The 25,497-nt window shown below is 60.1% G+C and carries 19 protein-coding genes; 8 read left to right on the top strand and 11 right to left on the bottom strand.

What is annotated here, in order from left to right:
• The first annotated feature begins 101 nt into the window (after positions 1-101).
• From NH396_RS14615 to NH396_RS14605, 3 genes are read left to right on the top strand one after another with little or no spacing between them, the layout of a single operon-like run.
• Positions 102-1,604 (top strand): di-heme oxidoredictase family protein, encoded by a 1,503-nt coding sequence (locus NH396_RS14615; protein ID WP_253064630.1) that lies wholly within the window; start codon positions 102-104, stop codon positions 1,602-1,604.
• 16 nt (positions 1,605-1,620) lie between these two features.
• Positions 1,621-2,796, top strand: coding sequence for an imelysin family protein (locus tag NH396_RS14610; RefSeq protein ID WP_253064629.1), 1,176 nt, complete (start codon positions 1,621-1,623; stop codon positions 2,794-2,796).
• A 56-nt stretch (positions 2,797-2,852) separates the two neighbouring features.
• Positions 2,853-4,019 (top strand): DUF1513 domain-containing protein, encoded by a 1,167-nt coding sequence (locus NH396_RS14605; RefSeq protein WP_253064628.1) that lies wholly within the window; start codon positions 2,853-2,855, stop codon positions 4,017-4,019.
• Positions 4,020-4,150: 131 nt separating this feature from the next.
• Here NH396_RS14605 and NH396_RS14600 read toward each other — a convergent pair whose 3' ends face one another.
• The 3 genes from NH396_RS14600 to NH396_RS14590 form a co-directional block, all read right to left on the bottom strand.
• On the bottom strand, positions 4,151-6,214 hold the full coding sequence (locus NH396_RS14600) for a TonB-dependent siderophore receptor (protein ID WP_176676972.1): 2,064 nt from the start codon (positions 6,212-6,214) through the stop codon (positions 4,151-4,153).
• Positions 6,215-6,574: 360 nt separating this feature from the next.
• The gene (locus NH396_RS14595) at positions 6,575-8,332 is read right to left on the bottom strand and encodes a multidrug ABC transporter permease/ATP-binding protein (RefSeq protein WP_176676971.1); all 1,758 of its coding nucleotides are present in this window, start codon (positions 8,330-8,332) and stop codon (positions 6,575-6,577) included.
• Between the two features lie 142 nt (positions 8,333-8,474).
• Positions 8,475-10,922: a DNA polymerase II gene (locus NH396_RS14590; protein WP_253064627.1), complete on the bottom strand. Its 2,448-nt coding sequence runs from the start codon at positions 10,920-10,922 to the stop codon at positions 8,475-8,477.
• A 221-nt stretch (positions 10,923-11,143) separates the two neighbouring features.
• On the opposite strand from NH396_RS14590, the gene NH396_RS14585 reads away from it, so the two are divergent.
• From NH396_RS14585 to NH396_RS14575, 3 genes are all read left to right on the top strand, one after another.
• Positions 11,144-12,535 (top strand): diguanylate cyclase, encoded by a 1,392-nt coding sequence (locus NH396_RS14585; protein ID WP_176676969.1) that lies wholly within the window; start codon positions 11,144-11,146, stop codon positions 12,533-12,535.
• Positions 12,536-12,731: 196 nt separating this feature from the next.
• The gene (locus NH396_RS14580; RefSeq protein WP_253064626.1) at positions 12,732-13,823 is read left to right on the top strand and encodes a GlxA family transcriptional regulator; all 1,092 of its coding nucleotides are present in this window, start codon (positions 12,732-12,734) and stop codon (positions 13,821-13,823) included.
• 128 nt (positions 13,824-13,951) lie between these two features.
• Positions 13,952-15,187: a TauD/TfdA family dioxygenase gene (locus tag NH396_RS14575; RefSeq protein ID WP_253064625.1), complete on the top strand. Its 1,236-nt coding sequence runs from the start codon at positions 13,952-13,954 to the stop codon at positions 15,185-15,187.
• Positions 15,188-15,274: 87 nt separating this feature from the next.
• Here NH396_RS14575 and NH396_RS14570 read toward each other — a convergent pair whose 3' ends face one another.
• The 7 genes from NH396_RS14570 to NH396_RS14540 all read right to left on the bottom strand — a co-directional run bounded on the left by NH396_RS14570 (position 15,275) and on the right by NH396_RS14540 (position 22,197).
• A complete protein-coding gene (locus NH396_RS14570; RefSeq protein WP_175090229.1) occupies positions 15,275-15,775 on the bottom strand; it encodes a hypothetical protein in 501 nt (166 codons plus the stop codon).
• 55 nt (positions 15,776-15,830) lie between these two features.
• On the bottom strand, positions 15,831-16,562 hold the full coding sequence (locus tag NH396_RS14565) for a cytochrome c (RefSeq protein ID WP_153635668.1): 732 nt from the start codon (positions 16,560-16,562) through the stop codon (positions 15,831-15,833).
• 200 nt (positions 16,563-16,762) lie between these two features.
• Positions 16,763-17,173 (bottom strand): hypothetical protein, encoded by a 411-nt coding sequence (locus NH396_RS14560; RefSeq protein ID WP_153635667.1) that lies wholly within the window; start codon positions 17,171-17,173, stop codon positions 16,763-16,765.
• 208 nt (positions 17,174-17,381) lie between these two features.
• Positions 17,382-18,164 carry a copper resistance protein B gene (locus tag NH396_RS14555; protein WP_084589316.1) on the bottom strand — a complete coding sequence of 261 codons (783 nt, stop codon included), beginning with the start codon at positions 18,162-18,164 and terminating at the stop codon, positions 17,382-17,384.
• Between the two features lie 9 nt (positions 18,165-18,173).
• Positions 18,174-20,126, bottom strand: coding sequence for a copper resistance system multicopper oxidase (locus NH396_RS14550; RefSeq protein ID WP_153635666.1), 1,953 nt, complete (start codon positions 20,124-20,126; stop codon positions 18,174-18,176).
• A gap of 84 nt (positions 20,127-20,210) precedes the next feature.
• A complete protein-coding gene (locus NH396_RS14545; RefSeq protein WP_253064624.1) occupies positions 20,211-21,374 on the bottom strand; it encodes an ATP-binding protein in 1,164 nt (387 codons plus the stop codon).
• 148 nt (positions 21,375-21,522) lie between these two features.
• Positions 21,523-22,197: a response regulator transcription factor gene (locus NH396_RS14540; protein ID WP_153635664.1), complete on the bottom strand. Its 675-nt coding sequence runs from the start codon at positions 22,195-22,197 to the stop codon at positions 21,523-21,525.
• A gap of 307 nt (positions 22,198-22,504) precedes the next feature.
• Here NH396_RS14540 and NH396_RS14535 point away from each other — a divergent pair, with 307 nt between their 5' ends.
• Positions 22,505-23,311, top strand: a complete 807-nt coding sequence (locus tag NH396_RS14535) for a sulfite exporter TauE/SafE family protein (protein ID WP_175090232.1) — start codon at positions 22,505-22,507, stop codon at positions 23,309-23,311.
• Between the two features lie 241 nt (positions 23,312-23,552).
• Here the strand turns inward: NH396_RS14535 and NH396_RS14530 are convergent, their stop codons facing one another.
• Complete coding sequence (locus NH396_RS14530) at positions 23,553-25,019, bottom strand: aldehyde dehydrogenase family protein (RefSeq protein WP_176676967.1); 1,467 nt, start codon at positions 25,017-25,019, stop codon at positions 23,553-23,555.
• Positions 25,020-25,155: 136 nt separating this feature from the next.
• Between NH396_RS14530 and NH396_RS14525 the strand changes: the two genes are divergently transcribed.
• The gene (locus tag NH396_RS14525; RefSeq protein WP_175090234.1) at positions 25,156-25,368 is read left to right on the top strand and encodes a DUF3820 family protein; all 213 of its coding nucleotides are present in this window, start codon (positions 25,156-25,158) and stop codon (positions 25,366-25,368) included.
• Positions 25,369-25,497 lie beyond the last annotated feature (129 nt).

Here is a 25,497-nt window from a genome sequence, read left to right as displayed (position 1 = left end):
CTTTTCGTGACAGTGTTTTATGCGCTCATGCTAAATCTCTTGGGCATTCGGCAGCCTGAGACGAGCTCGCAACCTGACAGCGCATGCAAGGACCTACCGTGATGCAACCCTTGATATCCGATATCCCCTCACGCCACCCGCTACGGCGCTCCCTATCACTCGCTATCGCGCTGACATTCCTGCCGGCGCAGTCGGTGTGGGCAGTTCATGACGAGCCTGCCGCGAATTCAGCGCTGACAGTGACACAGTACCTGTCCGCGCTACCGATGCAGGAGAACGCCAGAAGCGGCGGTGAAGGCAGCGTGCCCAAGCACGATACCAATGCCTATTCGCTGCCGGCCAAGAACCTGAGCTTCGATCAGCGTCTGTCCTTCAGTGTCGGCAACAGCTTCTTCAAGAGCCCCTGGGTGATCGCGCCCGCCAGCACCACCGCGCGCGATGGCCTCGGCCCACTGTTCAACACCAACGCCTGCCAGAACTGCCACGTCAAGGATGGTCGCGGCAGCCTGCCGGCCGAGGGCGACCCCTCGGTGGGCCTTTTCCTGCGCCTGGGTCTGCCGGACAGCCACGAGGACAGCTGGAGCGATGAGGAGCGTGAATTCCGGCGTATCGCCGGGGTGATGCCACATCCTGTCTATGGCACCCAGCTGCAGAATGCCGCCGTGCCCGGCATCGAGCGCGAAGGCCGCATGCAGGTGGACTACGAGGACGTGACGGTGACTCTGGCGGACGGGGAAGTGATCGCGTTGCGCAAGCCGCGCTATTCCATCGTCGAACCCGGCTTCGGTGACCCGGGCGCCATCGCGCTCTCCCCGCGTCTCGCCCCCGGCATGGTGGGGCTGGGGCTGCTCGAGGCGGTCAGCGACGAGACCTTGCTCGAGTGGGCCGACCCGCAGGATGCGGATGGCGACGGCATCAGCGGGCGCGCCAATACTGTCTGGTCACTCGCCGAGCAACGCGAGGTCATGGGGCGTTTCGGCTGGAAGGCCGGCCAGCCCGATGTGCGACAGCAGAGCGCCAAGGCCTTCGCCGGCGACATGGGGCTGACTTCCCATCTGGTCAGCTCCACCGACTGCACCCCGCTCCAGAAGTGCGAGGCATTGCCCGATGGGGGAGAGATCGAGGTCGACGACAACGTGATGGACAACGTGGCCTTCTACTCGCGCAATCTGGCCGTGCCCACCCGGCGTGACATCGATGACCCGACGGTGCGCCAGGGCGAGCAACTGTTCCGCGAGCTTGAATGCGCCAGCTGTCACCGCCCTCGCCTGACCACCCAGTCCGGCGGCGTGGCGGAACAACTGGCCGAGCAGACGATCTGGCCCTACAGCGACATGCTGCTGCATGACATGGGCGAAGGACTGGCGGATGATCGCCGCGAATTCGAGGCCAGCGGCCAGGAATGGCGCACGCCGCCCCTGTGGGGCATCGGCCTGGCCCAGACGGTCAACCCTGCCACGGGCTTCTTGCATGATGGCCGTGCACGCACCCTGCTCGAGGCCGTGCTCTGGCATGGCGGCGAAGCCCAGCCCAGCCGCGATGCCGTCGTGGCCCTGCCGACTGACCAGCGTGAAGCCCTGTTACGCTTCCTCGAGACCCTCTGACAAGGAATACCCGTTCATGCCCCGCGACACCTTCACCCCAGTTGCAACCCCGATGAAACCTGCCCTGCGCAAGACCTCGCCCCTGGCCCTGATGGCCTGTGGCATGACACTGCTGGGCGCCGCGCTATTGCCTACGAGCACACTGGCGGCGACGGACTCTTCTGCTGCCAACACAGACGCCGCCACAGATACCAACAGCGCAGCGGCCGTCAGCCAGTTTGCCGCTGACACGCTTAGCGAGGCGCACCAGCAACTTGCCAGCCGCCTGCAACAGCTCGCGCAGCATACTCAAGCGTTCTGCTCCGCCGAGGGCGACGTGACCCTCGACACCCTCAAGCAGGACTGGCGCAGCGCCATGCTGGGACTGAATCAGGTCAACTGGGTGGAAATGGGCCCGATACTGCAGAACTCGCGTCAGTGGCAGCTGTATTTCTGGCCGGACAAGAAGGATCTGGTCGCGCGCAAGACCCGCGCCCTGCTCGCCGGTGATGCCCCGATCACGGTCGAGAGTCTGGCGGAGCAATCCATCGTCATGCAGGGACTGGGCAGCGTGGAGTATCAGCTGTTCGATGCCCGCTATGCCGACTCGCCCCTCACGGCCGACTCACGTCGCTGCGAGTTGATGACGGCCAACACCGCCTACGCCGCCAATACCGGCAAGACGCTGCGTGATGAGTGGCAGCAGTTCGCGCCGCAACTGGCCGAAGGCACTGGCGCCTTCAGCGATTCACGCGACGCCGTGCTGTCTCTGGTTCGCGCGCTGACCGTGCAGCTGGAAGCCATCAAGGACCGCAAACTGCGTCGGCCGATCGGCCTCGACAACGGCGGCACCGCCAACCCCTATGCGGCTGAGTCCTGGCGCGGCGGCATGGGGCTTGCCAACATCGCGGCGACCCTGGCGATGATGGAACGCCTCTGGCTTGGCAATGACGATGTAGCAGGCATTCAAGGCTACCTGAATGGCCAGCTCGACCCGCGCATGGTGGCCTCCACCACAAGCGATTTCGTCGATGCGCGCCAGGCCTTCGCCGCCCTGCCGGATGACCTCGCCGGCATACTGCGCGATGACCCGCGCAATGGTGAGCTGCAGCAGGCCATGATCCATGTCGAGACCCTGCAGGCCGGCTTTGCCGACACGCTCAACCCGGCGCTTGGCCTGTCACTGGGCTTCAACAGCACCGATGGCGACTGAGGAATTGAGAGCGGCGAATGACAACTGACAAGGGGCCAGGCGAGATGCCTCACGGCATGACAGACACACACGCAGCCGACGCCCGCCAGCGACGTCGGCTGCTCAAGGCGTTGGCCTGCACGCCACTGATGGGATTGCCCGGCGGCATGGCCGTGGCAGGCGGCAACAACGCCGCCAGCGCCCAGGGGCGCGAGCCGCTCGGGGTGGCCATCTCGGCATGTGATGATGACACGGGGCAGCACTTTGCCAGCTGCACCAGCTATCAGGGAGTGGAGCGCTGGCGCCAGCCGATACGCCAGCGCGCCCACGGTGCCACTCGGCACCCTCACAAGCCGTGGGCGCTGACCTTCTCACGGCGTCCGGGGACGGAAATCAATGTCTTCGACCTCGATAGCGGTGAGCGGATCGCACGCATCGAGGCCGCACCGGACCGCCACTTCTATGGGCATGGCGTGTTCAGCCCGGATGGCGGTCTGCTCTACACCACCGAGAATGCCATCGCGCCCGGAGAAGGCCGCATCGGCATCTACGACGTGAATCGCGACTTCGCGCGGATCGGCGAGTTCGCCAGTGGCGGGATCGGCCCGCATGAAACTCGCCTGCATCCGGATGGCCAGCAGCTGATCATCGCCAATGGCGGAATTCTCACGCGCCCGGAGACCGGTCGCGTGAAGCTCAATCTTGATACGATGCAGCCCAACCTGACGCTGCTGGATCGCGTCTCGGGCGAGATTCGCTGGCAAGGCGAGCCATCACATCACCAGTTGTCATTGCGACACCTGGATGTCAGCCGTGATGGCACCATCGTCGCGGGGTATCAGTATCAGGGGCCGGCCTCGGACCATCACCCCCTGGTGGTGATGAAGCGCCCCGCCAGCGAGACCTTGCAGGAATTGCCGCTACCACAGGAATACGTCCCGCAGTTCAAGCAATACATCGCGAGCATCGCCATCGCCCCCCAGGGTCACCTGGCCGTGGCGACCGCACCGCGCGGCAATCTGATCACGCTGTGGAATCTTGCAGCAGGTGAACTTGAGACCACGCTGGACTTTGCCGATTGCGCCGGGGTGTTGGCGGTACCGGTGACGCAGGAGACCCCCGCAGGTTTCGTGGTCAGCAATGGACGCGGGGAATGGCTGCTGATCGATGAGGAGGGCCTGCCGGCACTGGGGCCGGTGCGCTTGGCCAATACCCACTGGGACAATCATCTGGCGTTGATGTAGGACGTTACCGGGGACAACAGCACCCCATGACGGGAAGGAAGGTGACACCCGGCCAGACACGACAACGCCCCGCAGGCTGCTGCCTGCGGGGCGTTGTCGTTCAACAGGACATGATGCAAAGGCGCAAGGGATCAGAAGCGATAGCTCAGACTGCCGATGATGCTGCGGGATTCCCCGTAGTAGCACCAGTAGCTGCAGCTGGCGACATATTCCTTGTCGGTGAGGTTGCTGACATTGATCTGAGCGCTCAGCTCGCGCGTGAAGTCATACCCCACCATCGCATCGAACAGCAGATAGTCCGACACGGTGGTGTCGCCATCCACCGATTCACCGACATAGCGGGCACCCGCCCCCAGACGCAGGCCCTCCAGGGAACCACTCTCGAAGGCGTAATCCAGCCAGCTGGAAGCTTGGTGGCGCGGTATCAGCGGCGCGCGGACATCGTCTTCCAGGCGTGCATCCGTATAGGTATACGCCGAGGTCAGCTTGAGGTGGTCCGTCAGGTAACCGACCATTTCCAGCTCGAAGCCACGCGACTGACGCTCGCCCTCCTGCACCTGAACACCGCCGGTGGTGACCAGCGTATTGTCTTCGGTGAGGTCAAAGACAGCCGCCGTCACGTAACCATCCCAGCCGGCGGGCTGATACTTGGCACCCAGCTCCCACTGGCGTCCTTCTCGAGGCTCGTACAGAGAGCCACCATCATCGGTCGCACTGATCGGCTCGAAGGATTCGGTATAGCTCAGATAGGGATTGAGACCGAAGTCCGTCAGGTACATCACCCCGCCCGACCAGCTGATCTCGTCATCATCGGAGCGCTCACGAACCCCTGTAGTCCGATTGACGTTCTCGGTCTCGGCCTGGTCGTAGCGAACCCCGGCCAGCAATACCCACTCGTCGTCGATGCGCAGCTGATCCTGCACATAGAGGCCGATCTGCTCCTTGTCGATATCGCGCCGCGTAATCTGGTCATCGCTCAAGGCGGTGTAATTACCGTATTGCGGGTCAAATAGATCGATCGGATCGCCAAAGGCATAATCATCAGCTTCCTTGCCCGACAGGCTCAGATTCTGATAATCCACGCCCAGCAGCAAGGTGTTCTCGGTGCGCTCGCCATACCACTTGCCGATGGCGCGATTGTCGACGGTATAGCTGTCGATGGTGCCCTCGCGGTACAGCAGCCCCCGCTGCCCTTCGCGCGCCGAGGACTGAAAGAGGATGTAGCTGCTGATCAGGTCGAGATCCAGCTGGCTATAGCGGAAGTCCTGCTCCAGCGCCCAAGTGTCGTTCAGCTGGTGGCGCAGCTCATAGCCCAGGGAGGTCTGGGTACGCTCATCCTTGTCATACCCCGGCTCGCTGTAGTTGGTCTGCGGGTCCACCTTGCCGAACGGTGTATCGTCCACGGTGCCATAGGCCAGCTTGAAGGCATTGGTGGGCACGCCATCATCCTTCTGGAGGCTGGCGAGCAGCGTCAGCTGGGTTGCATCCGAGATGTCCCAGGTCAGGCTCGGCGCGAAGTAGTAGCGCTCGTTCTCAGTGTGGTCGAGATCCCCATCACGTTCGCGATACAACCCGACCAGCCGATAGCGTACGTCACCGTCATCGCTCAGATAGCCACTGGTATCGAGCCCCGTCTGGCGCAGACCGCGATTGCCGACCTGAATCTGAATCTCGCTCTGTGGCTCATCGGTGGGGCGCTTGCTTATGGCGTTGATCAATCCGCCGGGAGGCGCCTCCCCGTAAAGGATGGAAGAAGGCCCCTTGAACAGATCGACGCGCTCCAGCCCCCAGGTCTCCGGCAACCACTGATAGAAGCCTTCACGGTAGATGCGCAGGCCATCCTGATAGGTGGATTGATCAAAGCCTCGCACCTTGAACCAATCGGTATTGTTGTCCGACCCATAGTGGCCAGACAGGACGCCGGCACGGTAGCGGAAGGTTTCATCGAGCTGCTGGACGTTGCGCGTGTCGAGCTCTTCGCGATTGACCGTCGAGACCGGACGCGGCGTCTCCACCAGCGGCGCATCGACTTTCAGTGCCGTGCCGACCACGACCATGGTGTCATCGGTCTCGTCAGCCAGCACGCTGGCCGACTGTGACAGGAGCCCTGCCGCGATGCAGAGCCGTATGGCATGCGAAAGAGGGGCGAGTGCCGGCCGGACAGGTGCCTGCCGTGATGTTGGATATCTGGACATGTCGTGTTCCCTTGCAACGATCGTTATGTGGTCAATCTCCCCTTCCGTCTCGACGCTTCTCTCACTGGCACGCTGATATCGAATACGGAATGGAATCAGGATGATTCGTATTTATCTTTCATCGATCATGATGGCCCGCCATTTCACGGAGATCCTGCCTGCAATCTCGAGAATCGCGCGTGTCACCACACTGCAGCAACGCAAGTCGTGGAGTCTGCTGCCGTGGGTATCCTCCCTGGCCCATCACATGAGCCCGGCTCCTGGGCTCACGTCCTGCCACTGCCTGTCAGGTGATTTCGGTGGAAATGAGCGGCCGCGGCATCCCGCGGCCGTCCTCTCCGCCAGCCCGATCGGGGTGTTTCAGGCTTCATCCAGACGCGCGACGGCATCCTGACTGATGCGATCACGCTGGGCGCCCGACAACTCCTGCAGCTTGCCGGCACGCATCTCGAACAATCGGTCCGCCTGCTCGAAATAATGATCATCGTGACTGATGGCAAACACCGTCTTGCCCATCTCGCGCAGATGCGGCAAGAGATCACGATAGAAGATACGACGGAACTGCGGGTCCTGATCTGCCGCCCATTCATCCAGCAGCAGGATGTCACGACACTCGGCCACGGCCATCAACAGCGCCAGTCGCTTGCGCTGTCCCTGCGACAGCTCCGTATTGACGATGCGATTTCCGTCCAGCATCAGCTTCTCTCGCATCTGCAGATATTCCATCCACTGTGCGATGAGTGCCGGGTCCGCCGGCTCGCCGGTCGGCCCCAGCAGACGATCAAACTGATGGAAATCGGTGAAGACTGCCGAGAACTGCTGACGCCAACCTTCCCGCTCATGCGCCTTAATCGGGCGCCCATCGCGCAGAAGTGAGCCTGACGTCGGCTGATAGAGACCGGTCAAGAGCTTGGCCAGAGTCGACTTGCCACTGCCGTTGCCGCCGATCAGAAACACCAGCTCACCGCGTCTGAGGGTGAGATCCAGCGGGCCGACCGAGAAGGCCTGTTGATCGTCCTGCTGTGCGCTGTGCTCACTATTCACGTGACTGCCATAGCGAAAGCAGACACTCTGCAGGCTCAGGGTCTGCCAGCCAGATTCGGCCGACGTGTCTGCGGCTGATGCCTGTGCCTGAGGCTGCACACCTTGAGGTGATGAGAAATCGGCGTTGACCTGAGCCAATGCCAGCTTGCGCAGCTTGGCGAAGGCCACATCCGCCCCCAGCAGAGTCGGCAATGCGCCTACTGCCTGAATCAGCGGGGTACGCAGGAAGAGAAGCGTCAGGGAAAAGGTCGCGGCGACCTCACCACTGGCCCACCCCAGGCCATTGGCCAGATAGAAGACGATGCCGATGGCCCCCAGCATCATGATATTGGAGAAGTTGACGGCACTCAGGTGGTAGGTATCGGCACGTACGACGTGGTGACGATACTCGCGGGCATTGACGCTGTAGCGAGTGTCGAAATAGTCACGCGCACGGGGTCGATTGAGCGCCAGTTCCTTGCGTCCATCGATGACAGCCTCATAGTCGGCGTAAAGGCGACTCTCCGCTTCTCGCACCTCGGCCAGGTGGCGATAGACTCGCGTGACCAGCCAGCTGCCCCCCATGATGGTCAAGGTCACCCAGATGGCAGTGACCAGCATCATGCCGGGGGATAGCCAGCCAAGATAGAACACGGCCCCCAGGGTCAGCACGATGCCCTGCACCAGTTCCGGCAGACGCACGAACGCCAGGGTGATGTTGCGGATGTCGCTGGACAGACTCGCCAGCAGATTGGCACTGCCCAGCTGCTCGAGCCGCTCGATATCGGTATCGAGAATCTGCTTGACCAGACGCCCGCGAAGTCCGTGCACGAAATGATGCCCCAGCGTCGTCAACGCCAGCTGTGCCCCCAAGGTGATCGCCAGCAACAGCAGAATCAGTCCGAGAAACTCCGGAAGCACCCCGACATGGGCCGCAAGCCCTTGATCCAGGGGGGCGGAATCAGCATGTGTGATGAGTCGCTGGTTGATATAGGCAATGACACCGATACCCAATCCCGCGCTGGCAAGACTGAGAAGCATCACGCCAACAAAGGACCAGCGATAATGGGCAAGAACCACTTTCAGTAACGTCACACCTGCTCCCGGGCACCATGGCGATCAGACCGCCATCACATGAAAACTGTGCAGGCCTGATGGCTGCACCGAGAGAGGATCTTACGTCGAACATACATTAATGCAAGAAATAATGAGAAAGATTATCACTACGCAAAAAGCGTCACCACAGCGTCATCTGACGATCCAGCAGGCGATCGAAATCATCCCCCACGAATGGCAGGATGCCATCGGCGACGGGCTTGAGCTGGCGACTCAGGTAATGCTCGACATCAATGGGCGAGCGCAGATATTCGAGAGGTTCCGGGCCGGAGGTGGTCATCACATAGCGAATCCAGCCGCCGCGCTGATAGCGTAACGGCAGGCCCCGCCGGCGGTTCTCTTCATCCGCCAGACGCGCCGCACGGACATGGGGCGGCACGTTGCGCTGATAATCGTCGAGCTTGCGCCTCAGTCGCTTGCGGTAGATCAAGGCCTCGACATCCGTAGTGTCCGCCGCTCCATGGGCATGGCGTTGCAGGTAATCCTGCACGAAGCCTTTCAGGTACTCCTGATAGGGGCTGCCTTCGAAGATGCGGCGATAGAGTCCCTGCTGGAAGGTCTTTGCCAGCGGCGTCCAGTCAGAGCGCACAGACTCCAGTCCCTTGAACACCAGTTCCGTCTGGCTGCCGCTGCCTGTCTGTTGCAGCCCAGCGTAGCGTTTCTTGCTGCCCTCTTCGGCCCCGCGAATGGTCGGCATCACGAAGCGCTGATAGTGGGTCTCGAACTGCAGCTCCAACGCGCTGTCGAGATCCAGACTGTCCTTGAGATGCCGTCGCCACCAGTCGGTGACATGCGCCGCCAGCTCACGGCCGATCCGGCTCGCCTCGGCTTCCTCATGCGCAGCGCCCAGCCACACGAAGGTGGAGTCGGTATCGCCATAGATGACGCGATAGCCCTGCGCCTCGATCAACTCCACCGTCTGCTGGATGATCTGATGGCCACGCCGCGTGATCGAGGACGCCAGCCGTGGATCGAAGAAACGACAGCCGCGTGACCCCAGCACGCCGTAGAAGGCATTCATGATGATCTTGAGCGCCTGGGTCAGCGGGGCATCACCCGCCGCGCGGGCGGCGTCACGTGCTTGCCAGATCTCGGCGACGATGCCCGGCAGGCAGTGTCGGTCACGCGAGAAGCGCGCGCCGAGAAAACCGGGCACACCGGCCTCAGGGGCATCATCCGTGCCGTTCTCCGACCCACGCAGCCCTTCGACCAGGCCCAGCGGGTCGATCAGGAAAGTGCGGATGATGGAGGGATACAGACTCTTGAAATCCAGCACCAGCACCGAGTCATAAAGCCCTGGCTGGGAATCCATCACGAAGCCGCCGGGGCTGTCCTCCCCCACCACGTCTCCCAGATTGGGCGCGACCTTGCCCAGCCGGTGCAATCTCGGCAGATACAGATGCGTGAAGGCCGCCACCGAACCACCGCTGCGATCTACCTCGAGCCCCGTGGCTGCCGCCCGCGCGAGCAGAAACTCCATCAGTCGCGTCTTCGAAAAGATACGGGTGACCAGCTCGCAATCCTTGAGGTTGTAGCGCGCCAGGGAAGGCTTGTCCTCGGCGAACATGCGCAGAATCTCGTCCAGCCGGCCGTAAGGGTCATCGATGGCCTTGCCTTCGTGCAACAGCTCACGCGAGACATTCTCGAGGCTGAACGACTCGAAATGCCAGAAGGCTGACTTGAGCGCCTCGATGCCATCCACCACCCAGCGCCCGGCGATCCCGGCAAAGAAGTGCTCGGCCTGGCGAGGATGAGGGCGCCACTGCATCACGCTGGCGTCACGCCCCAGTCGCAGCGGCAGGCCTTCGGCCTCTGACAGCCGCACCAGCATGCGCAGATCGAACTGGATGACGTTCCAGCCGATGATGACATCAGGATCATGCCTTGCGACCCAGTCCAGCAGGCATTGCAGCAAGTCACGCCGGCTGACGCGGTACTCCAGCGAGAAATCGCGGCTGGCGCTCTCCTCGCCATTAGGGGGGCCCAGCATGTACACCTGATGCTGACCGCAACCCTCGAGCGCGATGGAATACAGATTGCCCCGCGCATCGGTCTCGATATCCAGCGATGCCCATCGCAGTGGTGGCCGATAGCCCTTCAGCGGAGCCAGCCGTGCATTCCTCACGCTGCCATCAGGCTGGCGCTCGCCGCGTGCCGTGACGCCTGCCGTGATGAAACGCTCCATCAGATAGCGGTCCGTCGGACGAACATCCGCTTCGTAGACATCGACCCCAATCGCCTTCAAACGACGCGCCAGCTGGTCCAGGGTGCGATATTCACGGCAGTAGAGCCCCACTATCGGGCGATGGTGGAAGTCTTCCAATGCCAGCGGACGCAACTCGGCGCCGACCTCAAACCTCACCAGTGTCTCTGCCAGCACCTGCTGTTCGGCGGGCAGGAAAGCGACGACATTCTGGGGCGCACATTCAACACGTACGGCGCCCTCTTCGGTGCGGATCCAGAAGCTGATCACCACTCCCTCTGACGTGTCCCGCCAATGGCGTGTCAGCACGAAGCCATGAAGTTCGACAGGAGCGTGGGGGATATCTTCAGATACGGCCTCTGGCACTGAATTACCCTTGCGTTGAATACACGAATGCCGGACGGGATGATAGCAAGGCGTACCTGCCTCCTCATACGATAATATGAATTCTGCATCGTACAACATTTGGCGTGAAGCCTGAGCTTGATGCCAGAAATGCCGTGCCTTCCCGTCGACATGACAATATGGATGTCTGAGACAAGGGAAGCCTCTCCCCGAGATAGCGGCACTCACAAGGAGTCTGCATCATGCAACGCTTTGAGACGATTCAAACCCTGCTGGGCCAGATGCTGGGCCAGATCGACGACATCATCTTGCTTGCAGATGATCAGCGCCATATCACCTATATGAACGACAGTGCGGTGGAGGCATTCGGCTACCCGCGTGAAGCATTGATCGGCCAGCAGACACGTGTGCTGTATGCCTCCAGTGATGAGTTCGAACGCCAGGGGCAGAGACGCTTTCGTGTCGATGCCAAACCCGCCAAGGAAGGCCGGGTCATCCGCTACCGACGCCAGGATGGCACCTACTTCTATGGAGAAACGCTCGGTGGCCCCATCAAGGACCCCACCAGCGACAACATCTTCATGTTCGGGCTGATCCGCGATGTCTCACGGCGCGTGACAGCAGAACATACCCTGCACAGCCTGCATGCCATCACTTCATCACGCGATCTCAACTTCAATGCGCGTATTGACGAGCTGCTGAAACTGGGCTGCGCTCATTTCGGTCTGCCGATCGGTATCTTCAGCCGCATCTCGGGCGACGATTATATCGTCCAGCGTGCCTGTCACCCGGAAGACCTGCTGGAGCCAGGGCTGAGCTTTTCGCTAAGCGAGACTTACTGCGATCACGTTTACAGGGCTGACAGTGTGCAGGCCTTCCACCATGTGGCCAACAGTGAGATACGCAATCACCCCTGCTACGCCAGCTTCAACCTGGAAGCTTATATCGGGGCGCCAGTGATCGTGGATGGCGAGCGTTATGGCACCTTCAATTTCTCAAGCCCGGACCCGGTCCCCCCCTTCACCCCACAGGATATCGAGCTGGTGCGTCTGATAGCGCTCTGGGCCGGCCACGAGGTCGCACGCGCCAATGACTTCACTGCCCTGCAAGAAGCGCATCAGGCACTCGAGAAGATCGCGATCACCGATCCATTGACCGGCCTCTACAATCGCCGCCATGCCCAGCAGGTGCTCGACGACAGCATCGCGGCACTTGCCAGTGCCGAGGTGGATCACCCCCTGTGCGTAGCGCTGCTGGACTTCGATCACTTCAAGAAGATCAACGACAATCATGGCCATGACGCCGGGGATCTTGCTCTACAACACTTGAGCGTCCTCGCCGGAGAGGTTCTGTTGCCCGGCGACACCCTTGCCAGATGGGGTGGAGAAGAATTCCTGGCAATTCTACCTGACTCGCTGCTCAGTGACTCGGCCACGCGTCTCAACCTGCTCCGACAACGCATGATGGACAGTGTCCTGAAGTACAATGGCCAACAACTTCCACTGTCATTGAGCATCGGGGTGACCTGTCTGGAGCCCGATGACAGCGCCACGCGTGAGCAGTTGATCGCACGCGCCGATGAGGCCATGTACGCGGCCAAGGAAGCAGGGCGCAACTGCCTCAGGATGCTATAACGCAATGATTCGTGAAATACTCCGCCCTGTCTGTCCTGATCAGGAGCCACATGCAAGGCGGAGCCTGCTTACTGAACTCCTTTCAACAGAGCCCTTGGGTCACGCCATCGTCTCTCTCGCAGTCAGGTAGCGAACACGCTAAGGTCAGGCCCATCCCCTTCTGCCGAGCCACCCGACGTCGTCGTTGCCTATCCTCATGCCTTCACACGATTCCAGCGCTGTCCCACCCGGTGCGTCCTACGCCTTCGGCCTTCCGGAAGACGGCGTGTTGTCTGACCAGCCCACCAGCATTGCGCCCCTGACCGCCACCCTTGCCTCGCCTGCCCCCGCTGACCGTCACCAACTCGGCATCTTCCTGCTGCCGGGCTTTGCGATGGTCGCGCTTTTCTCGATGATCGAGCCGCTGCGCATCGCGAATCGACTGCGTGGTGCGCGCCTTTATCAATGGACACTCGCAAGCCAGGATGGCGCGCCGGTCAAGGCTTCCAACGGCATGCTGCTGCCGGTGGATACTGCACGTGATGAGCTCACCGCAGTGGACAAACTGGTGGTGTGCACCAGCTTTGCCCCGGAAGCCTATCTGGAAGACCGCACCTTGCACTGGTTGCAGAAGCGGGCACACAGCGGCTGCCAGCTGGGAGGCGTGGATACCGGCTGCTTCGTGCTGGCGCGCGCCGGCCTGCTCGCCGGCAAGACGGTCACGCTGCATTGGGAAAGCCTGCCGGAATTCAGCCAGCGCTTCGATGAGGTGGACGCCGTGGAGTCACTGTATGAAATCAGTGACGATGGCTTCTTCTGCGCCGGCGGCAGCGCCCCGCTGGACATGAGCCTGGAGCTGATCCGCCGCCAGCATGGCCAGACACTCTATCAAGCGGTACGCGAACAGCTGATTCTCGATCAGGGCCGACTGCCGGCCAGCCGCCAGCGCGGCATCAGTCAGCAGACGGCCGATCTGGCTGACCCGCTGCTCAGGCGTGCGATCACGCGCATGGAGAACACCCTGGAGGCCCCGCTCAGCATCGAGGCACTCGCCGAGGAACTCGGCCTCTCATGGCGCCAGCTGGAGCGCCGCTTCCAGCAAGGGCTCGGCTGCACGCCTCGCGCCTATCATGGGGAGCGTCGCCTGCTGCATGCACGCAGCCTGCTTCACGATACCCGCCATGGCGTGACCGATATCGCCCTGGCCTGCGGTTTCACCTCGCATTCGAGTTTCACCCGTGCCTTTCGCCGTCGCTTCGGCATTACCCCGACCCAGGCACGCCGTCAGCCACCACGTCCTCTGATGTGATCCACGCTCGATACCCGCAACGCGATGTCGAATTGGGCACAGTCGGTGTCGAATTGGGCACAGTAGCGAGCGCCGTGGGCTGCCATTCTGTCGGGGAATCGCTCACCTGACAGAAGGAAGGACTCTCCATGGCGCTCCCGATCACACCCGATTACGACAGCTGGCCAATTGACGAGACTCTCGTGAAGGTCGTTCACGAAGCACGCTATCTGAGCGTGACCTGGAGCGATGGCCGCGTCAGCCGTTTTCATAGTGTCTGGTTGCGCGAGAACGCCGCGGACGATACCACCGTCAATCCGGCGACGCGCGAACGCATTCTGGACCTCTCCCAGATTCCCGCCTGGCCGGAAATCGCCGAGGCCAGCATCGATGAGGACGGCGCACTCAGCGTACTGTTCACGCCAGAAGACCGCCGCCTGCGCTTCCACCCGGGCTTCCTGCGCGCCAATGACTATGACAACCAGGACGCGCTGCCGCCGGAACTGCCGCCGCTGACGCTCTGGCACGGTGAGCAGCTGGAACAGCCGCCGACCATCGATGCCGCCCGCCTGGCCGAGGCCGATCATGGCAGCGCGCAGGAGGCGGAGATTCTGTATCCGACCCTGCACGAACTGCTCGGCAAGGGACTGGTGCGCCTGCGCAACCTGCCGACGGAAGAAGGCGCCATCGAAAAGGTCGCCGAGCGCATCGGCTCGATCCGCACCACCAACTTCGGCCACCTCTTCAATGTCCGCGCAATCCAGAACCCGGATTCGAACGCCTATACCTCCATCGCCTTGCCGCCGCATGTGGACCTGCCGACCCGGGAATATCAGCCGGGCCTGCAATGCCTCTACTGTCTCGAGAACACCGTGGAAGGCGGCATGGCGGTGATGATGGATGGCTTCGCCATCGCGGCGGCGCTGAAGGAAGAACACCCCGAGGCCTACGCGACACTCACCACGGTGCACTGGCGCTACGCCAATACCTCGCGCAATACCGATCATGTCTGGTATTCGCCGATGATCGTGCTGGGTCAGGCAGGAGAACTGCTGGAGGTGCGAATCGCCGACTTCCTGCGCGGGCCGATGATGGCGCCGTTCGAGCAGACCGAGACCGCCTATGAGGCACTGATGACGCTACAGCGCATGTTGCGTGAGCCGCGCTTCGCCATGCGCTTCACCTATGCCCCCGGCGACATGGTCATCTTCGACAATCGCCGCCTGCTGCACGCCCGCGATGCCTTCGAGGGCGACAGCGGCAGCCGCTGGTTGCAAGGCTGCTACCTGGAACGTGACGAGGTGCGCTCTCGCTATCGCATGCTCAAGCGTGCCGAACGCGCCGAACGCGCCGAGCGGGTCGAGGAAGCTACCCAGACGGCGTGATTCGGCACGGCATGCCTCTGCTCGCGAATTGGCTCACACATCAGCTCACGCCGATGGCCGGCATGAGAATGAGAACGTGCGGGGGAATCAGGGCGTGCGTGGCGTGATGACGAGCGTGAAGCCGGGGTCCTGCGGGATCAGGGGCGGCAGACAACGCACCTCATGACCAGGCAACTGGCGGGCAAGACATCGGGTCAGCGTCGCAGGTTCACAGGCGCTGACCCATGCCGGCCTATCAGGCTTCTCGCCCCGCCAGTGGACGGCATGCATGCCCCATTCCGGCTCCAGCATGTGACGTGACAGGGTCTGCCAGGCCAGTTGATGGCGACCGCTGCCCGACACGATGCGCGTGGACAACGGCAGACGTTCGACATCACAGGCATCGATCACGATTCGCAGGCGTGGATGACGAAGAATCACCTCGACGAGTCTCGCGAGTTGCTCGCCCTGCTGCCAGTTGGCACTGATGCGACAGCTGATCGCCACGCAGGATGCCGGCGTCTCTGCCAGCACATCGAGAATGTCGCCGTGCACCACCTCTTCAAGCTGAGGCCGGCTCTGGCATCGTACGCCTGTCAGGCAGGTCATGTTGTTTGCGGCTGGCCGTGTACGTCACTTCCGATGCCTGATGCTGGCCCTGGCCTCAATGTTGATGCTCTGCATCATGTGATGAGTGAGGATGATCCTCAGCCCGGCCACTGTCCTTCGGCTCATGATTCTCTTTCGGCTCATGACTGCCCTCCGGCTCATGGCTGTCTTGTAAATCAGCAGGCCCATCAGCTTCCCTAGCGTGATGTGGTTGGCGGGTGTCATCGTCATGATGCGATGACGGTGATTGTGCAGTCTCGCCTCCGCCATGTTGATGACCATCACTTGCTGCCACAAGAGCCGTATAACGAGCAGCACTCATGTCCGGTAGCTCTTGCATGAAAGCGACCATCTGCCAGATATATTCATCCTGCATGCTCTTGCCCCATGCCGGCATTCCGCTGGCTTTTATCCCATGCTTGATGACCCAGAAGCGCTCTTCAGGCTCACCATGCATATCCGAAGATACAAAATTCGGTGGACTGGGGTAAAGCCCCTTGCTGAGCTCTGTCTCTTGCATGCCTGGCGCGAGATGGCAGGAGGCACACATCGATGCATAATTGCCGGCCCCCGCCACTTTCATGGCTTCATCATCGAGGGGTGGCGCGGCGATATCACTCGCGTGGCTTTCGATCGAACGTTCACGCGCCGTTTCAAGAATTCCATGGACCCATGACCCATGCGGATCATCTGCCGCGACACTGACGACGCCGGAGTAAATGACTCCGGCCCCTGCTGCCAGCAGCACCATGAATGCCAGACACATCCCCAACAATAATTTCTTCATGTCGCCCCCCTTTTAGACGGCAAGAATAGTCAATGACAAGGCTGTCAACCAAAGCGAAAAAAAAGGCCGACGAATGCCGGCCATCAACACGATCCAGAGTGACGCCTTATTTACAACACAACATCAATGAATAATTTTAAAATATCGCTCAGCAATTTACATTAAACCTATCATTGATCATCTTTCGCCATAACCACCTCTTATTCAAAAGCAACATTTAGAGAATAGCTACGCCCATTTTCGTCAGCCGAACCACTTATTGAATTTCCTGCGACCTCCAATTGGTAATAGCCTTCTTGGACATCCTGCTCCAGTGAAAAATGCCCATTATCATCAGAGGCTGTCGCGACGACATTTCCTTGTGGGTCTCGTAGCACAGCAGTCATCAGGTTGTTCTTACTCGAATCAGCTGCAAAATGTCGACTGCTGATCTTTAGAACTGCATCATGTTCAACGGCTATTTGGAAACGCAATGGCTTTCCAGCCACAAGTCCATATGTTTCTGAAACTCCAGCCGAAAGAGTCGGAAGACGGCTATGCTCATCATTGGCCTGCGTCACAGCGGTAAAAAAAGTCATGGTAGCAGCAAGTAACAGCGTTGATGTTTTCATGAAAATCATCTCTTTATGGGTTCACTTATCATCATGGCAACACAACCTGAAAACATCCTGAAAATAGAATAGATTATCATCACATTGTACAAAACCATAAGACATAGTCTCCCAATCAAAAGGCCATTCTGCATATTCATGTAAAACATGATCACGCAACTACACCACCGCTATTCAATTGAAAAATGTCACTGCCATCCTGACTCCTCTAGAACATCATGCGCACACCGACCACGACAGCCGTATCCTCCACATCCTCACCTTCTTCACGCTGCATATCGGCGGTTTCGCCATACTCTCTCTGCCAGTACATGCCGACGTAAGGCGCTACCCGCCGAGTTATCTCATAGCGTGCACGCAAGCCGATTCGTACTGAGTTGAGGCCCGTCCCAATCCCCTGCTGCCTGGACTCATTGGCAGCGAACACCATTTCACTACGTGGCTGTAGATACCAGCGCTGGGTCAGGCGCACATCATGTTCAAGCTCCAGGCTGGCAGTCACGATACCTTCCTCTCGGTACTGCACTGCGGCATCCGTCTCGATCCGGTAGGGGGCGGTCCCCTGAAAGCCGAAGACCCCATATACGCCTTCATCATGATCATCGTTGAACACACCACCCTGATAGCCAGCTCCAACCTGGAACTCCCAGAAATCGGCAACCAGGCGACTGTAGAGAAGCTCAAGGGATTCAAACTCGGCTTCTTCACCATCGCCTTGGACATTCTCCCCTTCTGACTTGAGATAGACGCGGTGGGTATCTCCGCCATACCAGGCCTGAAAATCCCACACCAGGGAGTCCTCTCCCTTGTCCGGAAGGCTATATTCCAGGCGATCGAAAACTGCGCTCCACTGGAGATGTTCGGCCATGGGCGATGGCCATGACGCCGGGGCATCATATCCATCCTGGGCAAATGCCTGGGAGGCACCAGCACTGGAGAATAGACATACCGTCACGCAGGCAAGACGAAATGAATGCTGACTGATTGACATGATGACTCCTCAGGAAACCTTTACGACACGGAACATACCTGCATCCATGTGGTACAGAAGATGACAATGGAAAGCCCAGCTACCTTCTGCATCGGCAGTGATCAACGCTGAGACGCGCTCACCGGGTTTGACATTCAAGGTGTGCTTGCGAGGGATCAGGTCACCGTGGCCATTCTCGAGCTCCATCCACATCCCATGTAAATGAATGGGATGCTCCATCATGGTGTCATTGATCAAGATGAGACGGAGGCGCTCATCTTTATGAAAATGAATAGGGCCATTGACTTCACTGAACTTCTTGCCATCGAAGGACCACATATAACGTTCCATATTGCCGGTCAGATGCAACTCCATCTCGCGCATGGGCCCACGTCTGTCCGGCCATGGTGAATAGGCCTTGAGATCCTGATAGACCAGTACACGACGCAGCGACTGGTCCAGACCGATTCCTGCCTGGTCATAACGAGCCCCTTGCTGAGCAGCACCCGCCATCAGCATGCCGCCCTGGGCTGCATCGGCTTGCAGGCCAGTCATCTTCGAATGGTCCATACCTGCCATCTGCGAATGGTCCATGCCCGCCATCTGCGAATGGTCCATACCTGCCATCTGCGAATGGTCCATGCCTGCCATCTTCGAATGGTCCATGCCCGCCATCTGCGAATGGTCCATGCCTGCCATCTTCGAATGGTCCATACCTGCCATCTTCGAATGGTCCATGCCCGCCATCTGCGAATGGTCCATGCCCGCCATCTGCGAATGATCCATGCCCGCCATCTGCGAATGATCCATGCCTGCCATCTGCGAATGGTCCATTCCAGCATGAGCGCCCATGGCCTCCATCCCGCGATCAGCGATCTGCCGTCGTTCAGGTACGGGCGCCTCCATTCCGGGGCGGGGTGCCAACGTGGCTCGCGCGTAGCCACTGCGGTCCATGGCTTCGGCGAAGATGGTGTACGCCTTGTCATCTTCCGGTGTCACCAGCACATCGTAGGCTTCCGCCACGGCAATACGGAACTCATCCACTTCAACCGGTTGCACTGGCTGACCATCTGCCGCCACCACGGTCATCTTCAAGCCGGGAATGCGTAAATCGAAGTAGCTCATTGCCGAGCCATTGACGACACGCAGACGCACTGTTTCCCCACGCTTGAATAGCGCGCTCCAGTTTTCTTCTGGTGAATGACCATTGAGAAGATATGTATAGGTACTGCCGGTGACATCGGCAATATCCCGTGAGCTCATGCGCATCTCTGCCCACATGCTGCGCGACTCGATCGTGTCCACCCAACCACCCCGTCGTACATCCGCAAAGAAATCAGCGACGGTGCGCTCCTGGTAGTTATAGTAGCCTTCCATGGTCTTGAGATTGCGAAATACGGACTTGGGGTCTTCGAATGTCCAGTCAGTCAGCAGCAGGACATGCTCACGATCATAGGTGAAGGCTTCGGGTGTTGCGGAGTCGATGATCAATGGACCTGCGTGGCCTTCCTGCTCCTGGAGGCCTGAATGACTGTGATACCAGTAGGTACCGCTCTGAGTGACAGGAAACCGGTAGGTAAAGGTTTCGCCCGGTGCTATCCCTGCGAAGCTGATACCCGGCACGCCGTCCATTTCCGGAGGAAGTATGATGCCATGCCAGTGAATGGAGGTTGGCTCATCGAGCAGGTTTGTCACCTTGATGACAGCATCCTGCCCCTCCTTCAAGCGCACCATGGGCCCGGGACTACTGCCATTGATGCTGATAGGACGAGCGAATTGCCCGGCAATGTCGATGTCTTCACGTCGAATGACAAGAGAGATCTCGGGCCCATGCTCAACCCCTTGGGAGTAACCTGATGTGCGCCCCCAGGGGTTGGCCCAGGCGGGTGCCACGCCTGACACCATTGCGCCCAGCCCCAGGGCAGAACCTCCCTTGAGCAACTGACGACGTGATACAGAAAATTCAGACGGTTTTGGTGCCATGGCCGTTGCTGCTCCCGAGTCATGAATGAAGAGTCATGACATGGATGAAGCCACGGCAAGCTGAAACGAACCTGAATGGAGTGCCTATTTGCGTGTGGGCAGATGCACCTCGGCTCTCAATCCCCCTGCGCCGGCTGTTGAGTAGCTCACGCAACCAGCGTAATGCTTGACGAGATGGGCAAGAATGGAGAGCCCCAACCCATAACCCGGGTGAGTTTCGTCCTGACGCCACCCACGCTCGCCAAGATGGGCCAACTGTGCCTCCGGCACCCCCGGACCATCATCCTCGACGCAGAGCACGATCTGGTCACTCTCTATCGTCAATCGGCATTGCACCTGATTGACAGACCACTTGCCCGCATTATCCAGCAATATGCCGAGCATTTCGGTGAAATCCTGTGTCTCGACATTCACCCAGCTATCCGCATGCTCATTAGATACGCCCAGACACTCCAGCAAGAAGGTACGCTGCGGATAGATCCCCTGGAACATCTCGATCAAGCGCTGGGCCTCTTCAACCGGGCGTGTTGTCTGACCGGCGCGCGGGCCAGCAATGCGGGCTCGCCTGAGTTCTGTCTCCAGCTGGGAATGAATCGTCTCTACACGTTGCAGCATCTTGCCACGACGTACCTCATTGATCGGTCGCTTGCCACGCAGCACCTGTGTCAGTGCCGCCAGAGGTGTCTTGAGCGCATGGGACAGATTCGCCACAGACTCTCGTGAACGAGTCAACCTAAGATCAAACTCATCCAGCAAGGTGTTGAGCTGTGATACCAGCGCATCAAGCTCGGAAGGGGCCTCAAGCACAATCCGCTTTCGATACCCGGACTGAAGTTCACTCAATTGATGGCGCAGGACACTCAACGGCTTGAGCCCCCGCCTTACCGCCAGCAGATTGAGTGATATCAGAATCCCCCACAACAGGATGGCGCTGGCGGCGATCCACCAATGAACTCGGGTCAAGCCCTGCTCCACTGGCGAGAAATTCTCGGCAATCAACAATTGCACCGCGTCCCCGCGGATATCGAAGACGTGCCGATAGACCAACAGTGGCTGTTGCTGAAACTGATGCATGAATAACGCATCCCCCTTGCCCTCAAGCAAAGGGAGCATCTGCGTCGGCAAGGCAGGCAACGAGGTACTGACCTTCTCCCCGACTCGCAACACATAGAAATGATGAAAGCTCAGAGATTCCTCACGGGCCGCTGCCATGAGCTGGGCAACAGGCCGCTCATCCTTCTTGAGCAAGGTGACGATATGCGATGCCTCATCCTTGAGACGCTCCCCAAGAAAGTCCTTCGCCAGCTCGTGGAGAAAGAAGCCATGCAGATACCAGGCAAACAACACCACCGCGAGGGATGCACCTCCCAGGCGGGTCAGCAGGCGAAAACGAAGGCTACGACGATCGATGTGAAACAAGCAGATACCCCTGTCCGCGGCGGGTCTGTATCAAGTCCTTGCCCAGGCGGCGGCGAAGGCGAGCGATATAGACTTCTACCAGATTGGGCGCCGCGGCGTCCTGCTCCAGGGCATATAGCTGATCCAGCAACTGTGTCTTGGAGTGCACTCTGTCTGGATGATGCATGAGGTACCGTAACAGGCGAAATTCGGTGGCCGTCAAGCTCGCCCACTGCTCTCCATCACAGCACACACGCTGCGCCTCTTCATCCAGCTGAATTCCGCTCACCTGAAGATACCCATGACTTGCCCCTTGACGACGCCGAAGCAGCGCATGAAGACGTGCCAGCAACTCTGCTTCATGAAATGGCTTGGTCAGGTAATCATCTGCCCCGCTGCGCAAACCGACGACCTTGTCTTCCCACGTGTCACGGGCCGTGAGAATCAGTATCGGAATATCCACCTGACCTTGACGCCAGCGCTTGAGCAAATCCAACCCGGAGCCGTCCGGTAGTCCCAGATCCAGAATGGCCAGCGCGTACTGCTCGGTTGCCATGAAGGCTTGCGCATCATTCAAATTGGAGGAGACATCCAGTCGATAACCATTGTCCTCAAGCAGCTCGGCCAGGCTTTCCGCCAGCAGGTCATCATCTTCAAGCAACAACAGCTTCATGCCAGCTTTCTCCTGATCCACAAAACACCCACTGAACACTGCGGCATATGGCTAAACCAACATGCCATGGTAAGCCTCACCATCCTATAGGGGAAAGCTGATCTCTAGCTGAAAAGACAGCAACATGCAATTTCACCAACACGCGAAGCCGCTCGAATCTCCTAGGCGCTATCCAGCCACGCACGCTTGGCTGGATAGCGCCTCTTGGTCACGGTAGCCTTGCACGCCTGTCAGGCAGGACATGCATCATGTCGGCTGCCTGAGCCCCTATTCTCTCTCTATTGGCTAATTGCACAGGATGCCCGCAATGCTCGCAAGTCCCGCCGATATTCCCTACCTCGCAAGCCTGCTTGAGGGCCTCGCGCAGTATTTCCCGCTCTCGCTATCTATCGTCTGCACGTTGCTGCTGCTTGCCCTGCTGACGTCAGCCATGTCCGCAGCTGTCGGGGTCGGCGGCGGCACCCTGCTGATCATGTTCATGGCGCAGTTGATGCCTGCCGCTGCCCTGATTCCGGTGCATGGCATGGTGCAGCTGGGCTCCAACGGCGGGCGCATGGCGATGACGTGGCGCCATATCGACATGCGCCGCCTGTTGGCCTTTCTGCCCGGCGTGGCGCTGGGTGCGCTGGTCGCGGCCTGGGTGTTGATCCGCTTGCCTGAAGGGGTACTGGAGCTTTCCATCGCGCTGTTCGTGCTGTTCACCTGCTGGGGGCCGGCACTGCCTAAGCGAGCTTTGAGCCGCACGGGCACCTTGATCGCCGGAGCCATCACGACTTTCCTTTCGAGTCTGATCGGTGCCAGCGGCCCACTGGTCGCGAGCTTCATCAAGCAAGGCGGCGGCGAGCGTCACGCCAAGGTGGCGACCTTCGCGGCCTGCATGGTCGCGCAGCACCTCACCAAAGCCTTCATCTTCGGCATGGCAGGGTTTCTCTTCCAGGAGTGGTTGCCCCTGATCGTGCTGATGATCGGCGCGGGCCTGATCGGTACCCGCCTCGGACTGCGCTTTCTGGATCGCGTCTCCAACCGGCATTTCGATGGCCTGTTCAAATGGGCGCTGTCATTGCTGGCGCTCAGGCTTGCCTGGCTGGGTAGCGCTTCTCTGATCAGTCATTGATCCGCCGTCAGGCGCGCCCTGATCCGCTTCTCACGCACGGCTCATCTGGCGGTCGCGCTGATGATCACAGCATGTGTCCCTGTCCTCTCGACAGGGATGCCTTGGGTGTCACACTGAGCTGGCTCTTTGCCTACCTCGTCCATCATGACACGTCAGCATTACCTACCATCAAAAGCGCCCCGCTCAGGCATCAGGCTGAGCGGGGCGCTGCTTGTCATGCGTCAACTACAGGTCAGAGACATCAGAACGGATATTGGCGGGGCTCGACCTGCAGGCTGACCCACTGGTCGGTGGTGAATTCCTCAAGCACCCAGTCGCCATTGAAGCGCCCAAGGCCGGAGTTCTTCTCGCCACCGAAGGGCGCGCGCGGGTCATCGTTCACTGGCATGTCATTGACGTGCACCATGCCAGCCTCGACCTGGCGCGCGAAGCGCTCGCCACGTGCGATATCCGCGGTGAAGACGGACGCCGAAAGGCCATATTCGGTGCCATTGGCAAGCTCCAGCGCGTGAGCTTCATCACGGGCCTTCTGGATGCCGACCAGCGGACCGAAGATCTCGTTGCGGGCCAGACTCATGTCATTGGTGACCTCGGTGAACACATGCGGCGGCACCAGCTGACCCTGCGTCTCGCCCTCAAGCATCACCTGGGCGCCCTCGCCCTTGGCCGTCTCGATCATCTCGAGTAGACCATCACGCTGCTTGGCATTGATGATCGGCCCGATGACGGTATCGTCCTGTGCGGGATCGCCGACCTTGAGTGCACGGGCACGCGCCACGAAGCGATCGACAAAGGCGTCATGGACCGACTCATCGACGATGATGCGGTTGATGGCCATGCAGATCTGCCCCTGATGGAGGAACTTGCCGACCAGAGTGGCGTCCACCGCCTGCTCGATATCCGCATCATCCAGCACCACGAAGGGACTGTTACCACCCAGTTCCAGGGCAACGTGCTTGAGATGATCACCACCGACGGCGCGCTCGCCGATGCCCTTGCCCACCTGGGTGGAACCGGTGAAGGAGATCAGCCGCGGCACCTCGTGATCCACGAAGGCATCGCCGATCTCGCTGCCGGAACCGACCACCACGCTCAAGACGCCGGCAGGCAGGCCCGCCTCCTCGAACAATCTGGCCAGCAGCAGGCCACCGGTCAGCGGCGTGTCACTCGCCGGCTTGATGACGACGCTGTTGCCAAGCGCCAATGCCGGTGCCAGGGAACGCTGGGTCAGATGCAGCGGGAAATTCCACGGGCTGATGATGCCGATGACACCCAGCGGCTTGCGAAAGACACGGCTCTCCTTGCCCGGCACCTGAGCCTCCATCGCCATTCCGGCCACGCGGTTGGCCATCGCGGCAGATTCCAGCGTGATCGCGCGAGCCGCGGCCAGTTCCGCCTGCGCCTTGATGCGAGTACTGCCGGACTCACGAATCAACCAGCCGAGCAGCTCCTCGCGTCGCTCGTCCATCAGCTCCACCGCCTTGTGCATCACGCCCGCGCGCTCGCTTGCCGGCGTCTGGGCCCAGTCAGGCTGGACATCGCGCGCCTTGCGATAGCTGGCGTCGAGATCCTCGGCGTTGGCCATGGAAATCGAGAGCAGCGAGCTCTGATCGAAGGGGTCCAACACCTCAAGCGTCTTGCCGGCTCGTCCGGCACGCCATTCACCGGCGAGAGGTAGCTGCTCCAGGTTCTGGTAATCGCGAGGCATGAGTCTCTCCGTGCTATGGGGTTATAGGAGACATGGCGATAGTGTGGCAAAACCCAACCACCGCAACTCAGCTATGCCAGAATGGCACCGCCAACTGAGAGCATCCCCCCTACCGAAACCGAATGAGAGTCAAAGGATGAGCCCTGAAGACCTGCAGAAACTGACGACCCGCCAGATGCCCTATGGCAAGTATGCCGGACGCCTGATTGCCGACCTGCCCGGGGATTATCTGGGCTGGTTTGCGCGCAAGGGATTCCCGCAGGGCGAGATCGGTCGCCTGCTCGCGCTGATGCACGAGATTGATCACAACGGGTTGAATGCGCTGCTGGAGCCGTTGAGAAAACGCTAAAGCCCTGAATTCAAGCAATAAGCGCAGCACCTGCAGTATCCAGCCCACCTGAGTATTCCCCTAGAAACACCTGCGCCGGTGTCCGGTAGCCGAGTCGCTTTCGAGGACGGTCATTCAGCTTTTCGACCA

This window comes from Cobetia sp. Dlab-2-AX (assembly GCF_024124625.1).
Taxonomy (GTDB): domain Bacteria; phylum Pseudomonadota; class Gammaproteobacteria; order Pseudomonadales; family Halomonadaceae; genus Cobetia.
Note: the sequence above shows the minus strand (reverse complement) of the source record. Positions and strands in the feature narration are given on the sequence as shown.

Excerpts from the sequence above, each read along its gene's own strand:
- NH396_RS14610 (WP_253064629.1), top strand. The coding sequence starts at position 1,621 with ATGCCCCGCGACACCTTCACCCCAGTTGCAACCCCGATGAAACCTGCC.
- NH396_RS14555 (WP_084589316.1), bottom strand. The coding sequence starts at position 18,164 with ATGTCAATCAGTCAGCATTCATTTCGTCTTGCCTGCGTGACGGTATGT.
- NH396_RS14530 (WP_176676967.1), bottom strand. The coding sequence starts at position 25,019 with ATGCCTCGCGATTACCAGAACCTGGAGCAGCTACCTCTCGCCGGTGAA.
- NH396_RS14540 (WP_153635664.1), bottom strand. The coding sequence starts at position 22,197 with ATGAAGCTGTTGTTGCTTGAAGATGATGACCTGCTGGCGGAAAGCCTG.
- NH396_RS14585 (WP_176676969.1), top strand. The coding sequence starts at position 11,144 with ATGCAACGCTTTGAGACGATTCAAACCCTGCTGGGCCAGATGCTGGGC.
- NH396_RS14525 (WP_175090234.1), top strand. The coding sequence starts at position 25,156 with ATGAGCCCTGAAGACCTGCAGAAACTGACGACCCGCCAGATGCCCTAT.
- NH396_RS14615 (WP_253064630.1), top strand. The coding sequence starts at position 102 with ATGCAACCCTTGATATCCGATATCCCCTCACGCCACCCGCTACGGCGC.
- NH396_RS14580 (WP_253064626.1), top strand. The coding sequence starts at position 12,732 with ATGCCTTCACACGATTCCAGCGCTGTCCCACCCGGTGCGTCCTACGCC.
- NH396_RS14550 (WP_153635666.1), bottom strand. The coding sequence starts at position 20,126 with ATGGCACCAAAACCGTCTGAATTTTCTGTATCACGTCGTCAGTTGCTC.
- NH396_RS14575 (WP_253064625.1), top strand. The coding sequence starts at position 13,952 with ATGGCGCTCCCGATCACACCCGATTACGACAGCTGGCCAATTGACGAG.
- NH396_RS14605 (WP_253064628.1), top strand. The coding sequence starts at position 2,853 with ATGACAGACACACACGCAGCCGACGCCCGCCAGCGACGTCGGCTGCTC.
- NH396_RS14560 (WP_153635667.1), bottom strand. The coding sequence starts at position 17,173 with ATGAAAACATCAACGCTGTTACTTGCTGCTACCATGACTTTTTTTACC.
- NH396_RS14570 (WP_175090229.1), bottom strand. The coding sequence starts at position 15,775 with ATGACCTGCCTGACAGGCGTACGATGCCAGAGCCGGCCTCAGCTTGAA.
- NH396_RS14565 (WP_153635668.1), bottom strand. The coding sequence starts at position 16,562 with ATGAAGAAATTATTGTTGGGGATGTGTCTGGCATTCATGGTGCTGCTG.
- NH396_RS14535 (WP_175090232.1), top strand. The coding sequence starts at position 22,505 with ATGCTCGCAAGTCCCGCCGATATTCCCTACCTCGCAAGCCTGCTTGAG.
- NH396_RS14600 (WP_176676972.1), bottom strand. The coding sequence starts at position 6,214 with ATGTCCAGATATCCAACATCACGGCAGGCACCTGTCCGGCCGGCACTC.